This is a genomic window from Garicola koreensis (genome assembly GCF_014195445.1).
In the GTDB taxonomy this organism is placed as follows: domain Bacteria; phylum Actinomycetota; class Actinomycetes; order Actinomycetales; family Micrococcaceae; genus Nesterenkonia; species Nesterenkonia koreensis.
In genome coordinates, this window is record NZ_JACIBT010000025.1 from 1 (window position 1) to 9863 (window position 9863).

Below are 9863 nucleotides of genomic sequence, written 5' to 3' on the forward strand. Positions count from 1 at the left end.
TTCCCCAAGCGCCGACTCACAGTTTTCACCGGCGTCTCCGGGTCTGGGAAGTCCTCGCTGGTCTTCGGAACGATCGCTGCGGAGTCGCAGCGGATGATTAACGAGACCTATTCCGCCTTCCTGCAGGGATTCATGCCGTCGCTGGCGCGTCCTGATGCGGATCTGCTCGCGGGTCTGAGCACCGCAATCATCGTGGATCAGGAGCGGCTGACTGCCAATATCCGCTCCACAGTGGGCACTGTCACCGACGCCAACGCGATGCTTCGCATCCTGTTCTCCCGTGCCGGGCAGCCGCATATCGGCTCACCCAATGCGTTCTCGTTCAATGTTGCCTCCGCCTCCGGCAAAGGCTCGCTGACCGTGGAGAAGGCATCAGCGGCCAAGAAGCCGGCACGCGCGGAGTTCACTGTGCTGGGCGGCATGTGTCCGCACTGCGAAGGCACCGGCAACGTCACCGACTTGGACATCGACCAGGTGGTAGACCGGTCCAAGTCGCTGAACGAGGGGGCCATCTTGGTGCCCGGCTATAAGCCGGGGGGCTGGTCTGTGCGGTTCTTCGCCGAATCAGGGTTCTTCGATGCGGATAAGCCGGTCAGTGACTACACCCAGCCGGAGCTGCACGACCTGCTGGACCGTGAACCGGTCAAACGCAGGATCGGCGGAGCAAATATGACCTACCAGGGGCTGATCCCGCAGATCCAGAAGTCCTTCCTCTCCAAGGACCGCGAAGCGATGCAGTCCCACATCCGTCAGTTCGTCGACCGTGCGGTCACGTTCATCGCGTGCCCGGACTGCGCCGGCACACGGCTGAACCAGAGCGCCCGGTCCTCACGCATTGCCGGAGTGAACATTGCTGAGGCTTGTGCCATGCAGGTCACCGAGCTCGCAGCGTGGGTGCGCAGCCTCGACGCACCCACAGTCGCCCCGCTGCTGGGACGGTTGGCCGAAACGTTGGAGCACTTCATCGAGATCGGTCTGGGGTATCTGTCTCTGGACCGGTCCTCCGCCACTCTCTCCGGCGGTGAGGCCCAGCGGGTGAAGATGATCCGGCATCTCGGTTCTGCGCTGACCGACGTGACCTACGTCTTCGACGAACCCACTGCCGGGCTTCATCCCCACGACGTTCAACGCATGAACCGGCTGCTGCTGCGGCTGCGGGACAAGGGAAATACGGTGCTGGTCGTCGAGCACGAACCAGAAGTGATGGCTATCGCCGATCATCTGATCGACTTGGGGCCCGGAGCAGGAAGCGACGGAGGTCAGGTGGTCTATGAAGGGCCCCTTGAGGGTGTGGAGAGTTCCGGCACGCTGACCGGCGTCCACCTGTCCAACCGTGCCGCGCTGAAGTCTGCGCCGCGCCCGTCCAGCGACTGGCTGCAGATCCGCGGCGCCGGCACCCATAACCTGAAGAACGTCGACGCCGATATTCCGCTGGGTGTGCTCACTGTGGTCACCGGTGTGGCCGGTTCCGGCAAATCGTCACTGATCCATGGCCACGTGGCGGAACAGCCCGGCGCCATCGCCGTCGACCAGGCACCGATCAAGGGCTCGCGGCGCAGCAATCCGGCGACCTATACCGGGCTGCTGGAACCCATACGGAAGGCCTTCGCAAAAGCCAATGGTGTGAAGCCGGGACTCTTCAGCGCGAATTCGGAGGGCGCCTGCCCGGCCTGCGGCGGTTCCGGGGTCATCGAGACGGACTTGGGGATCATGGCCTCGGCGAGCGCCCCCTGTCAGGAGTGTGAGGGTCGCCGGTTTCGTCCCGAGGTTCTGCAGCACACGCTGGCCGGCAGAAGCATCGTCGAGGTGCTCCAACATTCAGTGACTGAGGCGCTGGAGCTCTTCAGCAGCGGTGAAGCCAAGCTGGCCGCAGCCGAGAAGATCCTGGGTCGTCTGCACCAGGTCGGTCTGGGGTACCTGCGGCTGGGTCAGCCGCTGAACACGCTCTCCGGCGGCGAGCGCCAGCGCATCAAACTGGCCACCCACATGGGTGCCGACGGGGGCGTCTACATCCTGGATGAACCCACCACGGGGCTGCACTCAGCAGACGTGGAGAACCTGCTGGGTCTGCTGGACCGGCTTGTCGACTCCGGAAAGACCGTGATCGTCATTGAACACCACCAGGCGGTGATGGCCCACGCCGACTGGATCATCGATCTGGGGCCGCAGGCCGGACACGACGGCGGCCAGCTGGTCTTCTGCGGCACACCGGCCCAGCTGGTGGCAGATCGCTCCACCCTCACCGGTCAGCACCTGGCCGACTACGTCAGCTCCTAGCCGGGCCAGCGCACCTCGATGCCGAGGTCCTCGGCGACCTCACGCAGGATTCGTCCGCTGTGTTGGTTGAGCTCACGCTTGCTGTACTTCTTCATCGGATGCCTCTCGGTCGGCATCTTCAGAATTGATGCTGTGTAGAACATGATCTACATTCGCTCCGCTCAGAGTCCCAGACTGTCCGGCAGCATGCTGAGCACCACCGGCACCACACCGAGCAGAATGAAGGCCGGAAGGAAGCAGGCGCCCAAGGGCAGCATCATCTTCACCCCCAGCTCTTCGGCCCGACGCTCGGCACCGTGGCGGCGCTGAGCCCGGGCCTGCGCCGCAGCGGCCCGAAGCATGGAGGCGCTGGGTGCCCCGGTCGCGTAGGCGAAGCTGAGGTGCTCGCAGAAGGCGCTCAGCTCAGGGTGCCCGGTGACCGGCTCCACCGCCTGTTCCCACCCAGCACCGGCGGAGAGTGCGTGGTGGACCCGGGCCAAGCGACCCGCACCCGGCACAGTGTCCGCCAGCCGACTCAGGGCCGCCTCGATCCCCACCCCTGCGCTGAGCAGCGCTGCGGTCAGATCCAGCAGCACCGCAGCATCGGCACCCTCATCCTGGGATTCGGGTCTGCGCCGACGCATCAGCTGCCGCAGACGACGCAGCCCAGCACGACGGCGGCTGGCACCAGCGTCCGTCTCGTGAAGCATCAGCAGCACCACCCCGGCGGCGAGCGCTGCGGTCAGCAGGGCCCACAGTTCAGACATGGCGCATCACCGTGCCGATCATGCGGGCGCTCCACAGCCGCCCCACGATGAGGAACCCGATGCCTGCGATAAGACACAGCATGCCCAGTCCCCCGCCCAGCAGAGTCGCCGTGGGTGAGGCACCCATGATGTGGCCCAGCACCACCCCACCTGCCGGCAGCAGAGTGAGGATCAGCTGGGTCAGCTTGGGCCCGGCCACGGCTGTCTGCACCGCAGCTGCCAGTTGGGCGGAATCATCGGCCGCACCGGCCAGCTGCTCCATCAGGTGCGACAGGGCAGCACCAGTCTGCTCAGACAGTGCAGTCACGGCGATCAGCCGGTTCACCAGCTGCCGCAGTTGGCGGTTCTGCGTCTGCTCTGCGGCCCGGCGCAGTCCTGCTGCGGTGCCGGTGCCGCTGGCCTCCGCGGCTGCCGCCTGCGCGCAGACCAGGGTCAGCGGGTGATCAGCGTCTCGGCGTCGCCAATGGGCCAGCAGGTCTCCCCAGGCCTGGCCCTCACCGCGACCGGACTGCAGCAGGGCGCTGAACTGTCGCAGCAGAGCCGCGGAGTCCTTCCGCAGCTGCTCCGGCGGGATGCTTCCTCCGCCGCCGCGCAGACGCCTCACCAGAGACCGCAGCCTGAGTCCGGCGCGCACTGAGTGATCCTTCCGGCCGACCACGCGCGGCAGGCACAGCAGCACAGCAGCAGTCACCAGTGCCGCCACGGAGGCCCAGATCAGTGCATTCACCGCACCAGTTCCTCCCAGCCGCCGTCGTACCAGCCCGGTCCCCGCACCGTCTGCTCACCCTGGGTACGCAGGACCTCCGTCATGGCGAGCCTGCCCTGCTGGTACTGAACGGCCGAGAGTGCCACCGGCATGCGTCGACCGGCGCGGCGTTCCATGTGGATGACTAGGTGCAGGGCAGCGGCGGCCTGGACTGCGACGGTCTCCGGACCCAGACCGGCCAGAGCACCCATGGCGATGAGCCGGGCGGGGACCGCCTGCGGGGAATTGGCATGCACTGTTCCTCCTGCGCCCTGGTGACCGGTGTTCATGGCGGTGAGGAAGTCCCGCAGCTCCGCACCGCGACACTCTCCGACGATCAGCCGGTCAGGCCGCATCCGCAGCGTCTCACGGACCAGCTGACCGATATCCACCCGGCCTGCCCCCTCCACGTTTCCCGCTCGTGCCTGCAGGTGGACCACGTGCCGGTGCTGGGGCAGCAGTTCGGTGGTGTCTTCGACGACCACGATCCGCTCCTGCGCCGCTGCTTCACCCAGCATGGCTGCCAGCAGCGCCGTTTTTCCCGACCCCGTTGCGCCAGAAACCAAATAGTTCATCCGCTGTGCGACCATCGCCTGGATGACCGGCAACCACTGATCTGCGGCAGACCACTGCCGAGCCAGCTGGTCCAGACTGGCCGATGAGCTGCGCGCCACCCGCACGGAGATCATGGTCCCCTCCACTGCGATCGGTGGGATGACCGCGTGGATACGACAGTTGCCGAGCCTGCCGTCAGCACACGGGTGCCCCTCGTCCAAACGCCCGCCGGCCACCGAGATCAGCCGCCGGGCCAGCGCCCTGGCCTGGTCTTCGGACTCCAGCTGCGCACCGGTGCTCTGCAGGCCCTGGTCGCCGTCGGTCCAGATTCTGCCGCCGGCGTCGAGGACCACATCGGTGACCCCGGGCTGATCGACGAACTGCTGGAGGGGACCGAGTCCCACGAGTTCATCGCGCAGCTGCTTGACCAGCTGGGCCGCGGTTCCCGAGCCCAGGGCCAAACCCGCAGAGCGTACTGCTTCGGCGATGCGCACTGCGGTGATCGGCTCGGTGGAGGAGGTCAGCTTCTCGCGCAGCTCCTCCAGCTGCTGCTCACGCATCGCCGAGGCCCAATGCGTGCAGCACCGCGTGGATCATCCTGGCCCCGCGAGCAGAGCGCAGCAGCTGGTAGGTGTCAGCCAAATCATCGGTTCGGGCTAACCATCTCTGTTCCGCCAGGTCGGCCACCACCGGGGCGCCGAGCCGATCTGCGAGATCCTCCGGGCCCCAGCCGGGTGCGGCACGGCGGTTGACCACCACCGCAGCCTCCACCGGCGCGACAGCCCGCACCAGCCGGACCGCAGCTTCGGCCGCCCGGGGCGAGGCTCTGGTCACCACCAGCATTCGCTCCAGCTGCTCCCCCATGATGTGGGTCATCTCGATGCGCTGGCCGAGGTCGATGATGACGACGTCGAAGGCGCTGCGTCCTGCGGCCGCTGCTGCAGGCAGCAGCGGGGCTCGCTGCAGGGCTTCGACAGAACCGGTGAGCACCCCGATGCCGTCCACGATCGGGATTGCTGCGCTTAAGTGTGAGGTGGAGATCTCACCTTCGATGCGGCTCAACTGTTCCCAGTCGAGGTCACCACCCTCCACGTTCCCGCTGCCCAGCCGCTGCTGGCTTCGTGCCCGGTGCACCAGATCGGCGAGTCCACTTCCGGGGCCCAGCGCCGCATCGATCAGCAGCGGACGCTGACCGCGGGCGACCAATTCGGCCGCACAGAGGTAGGCGAACGTCGTCGAACCTGCCCCTCCTGCGGTGGAGGCTGCAGCAACCACCTTCCCTTGGGACCGGTCGAACACCTGGGCGCTGAGCTGTTCGCTCAGCCAGCGCTCTGCCTGCGGCAGCGGAACCGGCCGCACCCCCGGCAGCTGTGCAGCCGCCTCCCACAGCCCCTCTGCGTCGTAGCCCAGCAGCAGAGTTCCCTCCGCCTGCCGCGCGGAGGTCGGCAGGCACTGCGCGGAACACATCACAGCAGCCCAGCCCTCGGCCTCCTCAGCACCGCGCCAGTTCGTCGCCGTCTCCAGCCGCACCCCGACCACGGCGGTGATCAGCGCAATGTCTTCGCGCAGCGCGTCGTCGTCTGTGATCAGCAGCACTGATTCGGCCGCGGCGGCCTGCCCTGTGCCGACCTGCCGGGTGCCGACCTGTCCTGTGCCGGCGGAGTCGGCTGGACTGCGCGGCAGGCTGTGGTGATTCATAGGTCCAGCCTGCGGGGTGCCGCGGTCCGGCCGGCTCAGCGGATCCTCCAGCTGTGATGTGAGCGGCGTGCCGGCGGCGTCCGCATCCGGTGGGGAAAACTGGGGCACCGGGGCCCTGTGCATCACCGTTTAAACTGGCGCGGGTCCAGCACCCGGGCCTCGTCCCACTGCTGGGCCCACCCCAGCCGGTCGAGCATCCGGTCGAGCAGGATCCCGGTGAACCCCCAGACGAAGGCGGCGTCGTCAGTTCCTTCGCCGAAGTAGAAGGCCGGCGTCGAGGACCGTATGCCCTCGCGCTCGATGACGGCCATGTAGCGGTGCTCCGGTGTGATCAGATCTGCCACCGGCGCGTGAATCAGCCGGGCCACCTCCCCGGAGTACGGCGTCAGCACCCCCACATCTTCCGCGGCGGCCAGCACCGGCGTCACGCTGAAGCCGCTGACCGGCACCAAAGCAGGCGGCAGCGGGCCGATCACCTCCACTCGCACAGGGTCCAGGCCCACCTCCTCCTGAGCCTCCCGCAGGGCAGTGCCGGTGGTGTCGAGGTCGAACTCTTCTGCCGCACCGCCGGGGAAGGAGATCTGCCCGGGGTGCTTGGCCATCGCCGCGCTGCGTTCGGTCAGCAGCAGGCGGGGGCCGTCGTCGTGCTCCCACAGCAGCACCAGCACGGCGGCATGCCTGATGGTGGTGGGTTCGGGCAGGACATTCTGCAGTCGGTCCGCCGGTCGCGGCCACCACCAGGTTCCCGAGGCGGCTTCACGCGGGTTCTGCTGAACGAAGTCGGCGGCCTCAGCCACCAGCCGGCGCAGCGGTTGGTCCACATCGGAGGGCAGGTCACTGTCAGGCATTGAGCTGGTATCCCGCGTCGCGCAGCTGCCTGCGACTCCATCCCTGGAGCATCTTTTGGTGCAGGTCCTCACGGCCGGGGGCGAGCTCGTACTTCAGCAGCTTCTGCGCGGCCTGCGCGTCAGTCTCCCCGATCCCGTAGGAGGGGCACAGGTGGGCCACCGGGCAGGCGCCGCAGGCTGGCTTGCGCGAGTGGCAGATGCGTCGTCCGTGGTAGATCAGCCGGTGGCTCAGCGGGGTCCAATCCTTGGGCTCGAACAGGACGGCGACGTCGTGTTCGACCTTCACCGCATCCTTGTTCTCGGTCATGCCCAGCCGGCGGGCGAGCCGGCCGAAGTGGGTGTCGACGGTCAGCCCCGGTTTGCCGAAGGCGTTGCCGAGCACCACGAACGCCGTCTTCCGCCCGACGCCGGGCAGCTTCACCAGCTCCTTCAGCGAACCTGGGACCTCGCCGTCGTGCTCGTCCACCAAGGCGTTGGCCAAGCCCAGCAGCGAGCGCGTCTTGGCCTGGTAGAAGCCGGTGGGGCGAATGATCTGGGCCAGCTCATCCTCATTCGCCGAGGCCATGGCGAATGCATCGGGGTAGCCGGCGAAGAGCGTCGGGGTGACCTGGTTGACGCGCACATCAGTGGTCTGGGCGGAGAGCACAGTGGCCACCAGCAGCTCGAACGGGTTCTCAAAGTCCAGCTCGGCGACGGCATAGGGGTAGGTCTCACCCAGCAGGCGATTGACCCTGCGCACCCGGCGCTTCTTTCCGATCAGCGTCTTGTCCACCATGGATGTCCATCTTAGATGGCCCGGCCGGGCGCTGCGTCGGGTGCGGGAGGATGCGTGGTTTTGCCAGGTGCGGTCTTCGGTGCGGGAGGATGCGTGGCTCGCGGGTTGCGGCCTTCGGTGCGGGAGGATGCGCGGGGCCGAGCACCCTGGCCGACCAGGCCGGGCGCCCAGCAGCTCAGGTGCCCCCACCATTGGCACATCACCGCAGCCTTTCGTCAACACCGCAGGTTATATCCTGCGGTGTTGACGAAAAGGCGCGGTGGTCACAGGGGACAGAGCGAGGACGAGCGCGGCGGAAGCCGCTGACCACCGGTGCCGCTCGCCGACACTTTTCGACCACTCACAGACGCCGAGGCACCATCCGATCCTGAAGGGGCCGCGGATTCTCGCCTGATCAGCATCAAAGCGATATCGTGATCCTGGACACAGATACCCACGAGGTCGCCTCGCGGCTCGCCGGCTCCACCGCACCCGGCGGGTCGAACCGGCGCGGACCTCGCGAACAAGGAGGAGCGCATGACTACGACGCCCGGATCCGAGAGCGTTCAGACCTTCCCCCCCAGTGAAGCGTTCGCCGCCGACGCCGTCGCTGGGGCCGACAAGTATGACCAGGCCAAGGGCGACCGGGTGGGGTACTGGGCGGAGCAGGCGCGCAGCATCCTGCACTGGGACGAAGACTTCACCCAGACGTTGGACTGGTCGGATGCCCCGTTCGCCAAGTGGTTCGTCGGCGGCAAGCTCAACGCTGCCTACAACTGCGTGGACCGCCACGTCGACGCCGGCAACGGGGACCGGGTGGCGATCTACTTTGAGGGCGAGCCCGGAGACACCCGCGCCCTGACCTATCAGGACATGGCCGATGAGGTGGCCCGCGCCGCCAACGCCTTCGAGTCCCTGGGCGTGGCCAAGGGTGACCGGGTGGCGATCTACATGCCGATGATCCCCGAGACCATGATCTCGATGCTGGCCTGCGCCCGGATCGGCGCCGTGCACTCGGTGGTCTTCGGCGGCTTCTCCGCAGATGCGCTGCGTTCACGGATCGACGACGCCGAGGCCAAGCTGGTGGTCACCGCCGACGGCTCCTACCGGCGCGGCAAACCCTCGCCGCTGAAGGCCAATGTGGACACCGCGCTCTCGGAACCGGGCCACACTGTGGAGAACGTGCTGATGGTCCAGCGCAACGGTGAAGACGTGGCCTTCGACTCCGATCGCGACATCTGGTGGCACGACCTGGTGCCGAAGCAGTCCACGGAGCACACCTATGTGGCCCACGATGCTGAGCACCCGCTGTTCATCCTCTACACCTCCGGCACCACCGGAAAGCCCAAGGGGATCCTGCACACCACCGGGGGCTATCTGACCCAGAACGCGGTCACCCACCGCGACCATTTCGACCTGAAGGCCGATCAGGACGTCTACTGGTGCTCCGCCGACGTCGGCTGGGTCACCGGGCACAGCTACATCCTCTACGGGCCCATGGCCAACGGGGCCACCCAGATCGTCTACGAAGGCACGCCGGACACCCCGCACAAGGGACGCCTCTGGGAGATCGTGGAGAAGTACAGGGTCACCCAGTTCTACGCCGCACCCACACTGATCCGAACCTGTATGAAGTGGGGCCGGGAGTTCCCCGATCAGTACGACCTCTCCAGCCTGCGGGTGCTGGGCACCGTCGGTGAGCCCATCAACCCGGAGGCCTGGAGGTGGTACCGCGAAGTCATCGGCTCGAACAACGGCCCGGGCAAGCCGCCCAAGGAGGACCCGGCGCCTATCGTCGACACCTGGTGGCAGACCGAGACCGGTGCCCACATGATCAACCCGCTGCCCGGGGTCACCGCCACCAAGCCCGGCTCGGCCCAGAAGCCGGTGCCCGGGATCGCCATCGACGTCGTCGACGACGAGGGCAAGACGGTCAACAGGGGTGAGTCCGGCCTGCTGGTCATCACCGAGCCCTGGCCGGCGATGCTGCGCGGGATCTACAACAACCCGGAACGGTACAAGGACACCTACTGGTCACGCTTCGGCGATATGTACTTCGCCGGCGACGGCGCCCGCTACGACATGGACGGCGATATTTGGCTCATGGGCCGGGTCGACGACGTCATGAACGTCTCCGGGCACCGGCTCTCCACCACAGAGATCGAGTCCTCGCTGGTGAAGCACGAAGCGGTGGCCGAGGCCGCGGTGGTCGGCGCCAAGGACGCCACCACCGGCGAGGC

General features: G+C 67.2%; 8 protein-coding genes. 2 read left to right on the forward strand and 6 right to left on the reverse strand.

All coding sequences use genetic code 11. From position 1 onward, the window contains the following. On the forward strand, positions 1-2277 hold a 2277-nt coding region (locus FHX47_RS10530), incomplete at its 5' end, for an ATP-binding cassette domain-containing protein (protein ID WP_183358879.1). Between the two features lie 161 nt (positions 2278-2438). Here the strand turns inward: FHX47_RS10530 and FHX47_RS10535 are convergent. From FHX47_RS10535 to nth, 6 genes are all read right to left on the reverse strand, one after another. Next, complete coding sequence (locus FHX47_RS10535; protein ID WP_183358881.1) at positions 2439-3023, reverse strand: type II secretion system F family protein; 585 nt, start codon at positions 3021-3023, stop codon at positions 2439-2441. Further along, complete coding sequence (locus FHX47_RS10540) at positions 3016-3750, reverse strand: hypothetical protein (RefSeq protein WP_183358883.1); 735 nt, start codon at positions 3748-3750, stop codon at positions 3016-3018. The genes FHX47_RS10535 and FHX47_RS10540 overlap by 8 nt, the downstream gene beginning before the upstream one ends. After that, positions 3747-4883, reverse strand: a complete 1137-nt coding sequence (locus FHX47_RS10545; RefSeq protein ID WP_183358885.1) for a TadA family conjugal transfer-associated ATPase — start codon at positions 4881-4883, stop codon at positions 3747-3749. Before FHX47_RS10545 ends, FHX47_RS10540 begins: the two co-directional genes overlap by 4 nt. After that, complete coding sequence (locus FHX47_RS10550) at positions 4876-6021, reverse strand: CpaE-like family protein (RefSeq protein ID WP_183358887.1); 1146 nt, start codon at positions 6019-6021, stop codon at positions 4876-4878. The genes FHX47_RS10545 and FHX47_RS10550 overlap by 8 nt, the downstream gene beginning before the upstream one ends. Positions 6022-6143: 122 nt before the next feature. After that, the gene (locus FHX47_RS10555) at positions 6144-6869 is read right to left on the reverse strand and encodes an NUDIX hydrolase (RefSeq protein WP_183358889.1); all 726 of its coding nucleotides are present in this window, start codon (positions 6867-6869) and stop codon (positions 6144-6146) included. Next, positions 6862-7644, reverse strand: coding sequence for an endonuclease III (gene nth / locus FHX47_RS10560; RefSeq protein WP_183358891.1), 783 nt, complete (start codon positions 7642-7644; stop codon positions 6862-6864). Before nth ends, FHX47_RS10555 begins: the two co-directional genes overlap by 8 nt. A 516-nt stretch (positions 7645-8160) precedes the next feature. Between nth and acs the strand changes: the two genes are divergently transcribed. Continuing rightward, a partial coding sequence (gene acs / locus FHX47_RS10565; protein ID WP_183358893.1) for an acetate--CoA ligase occupies positions 8161-9863 on the forward strand: 1703 nt, incomplete at its 3' end.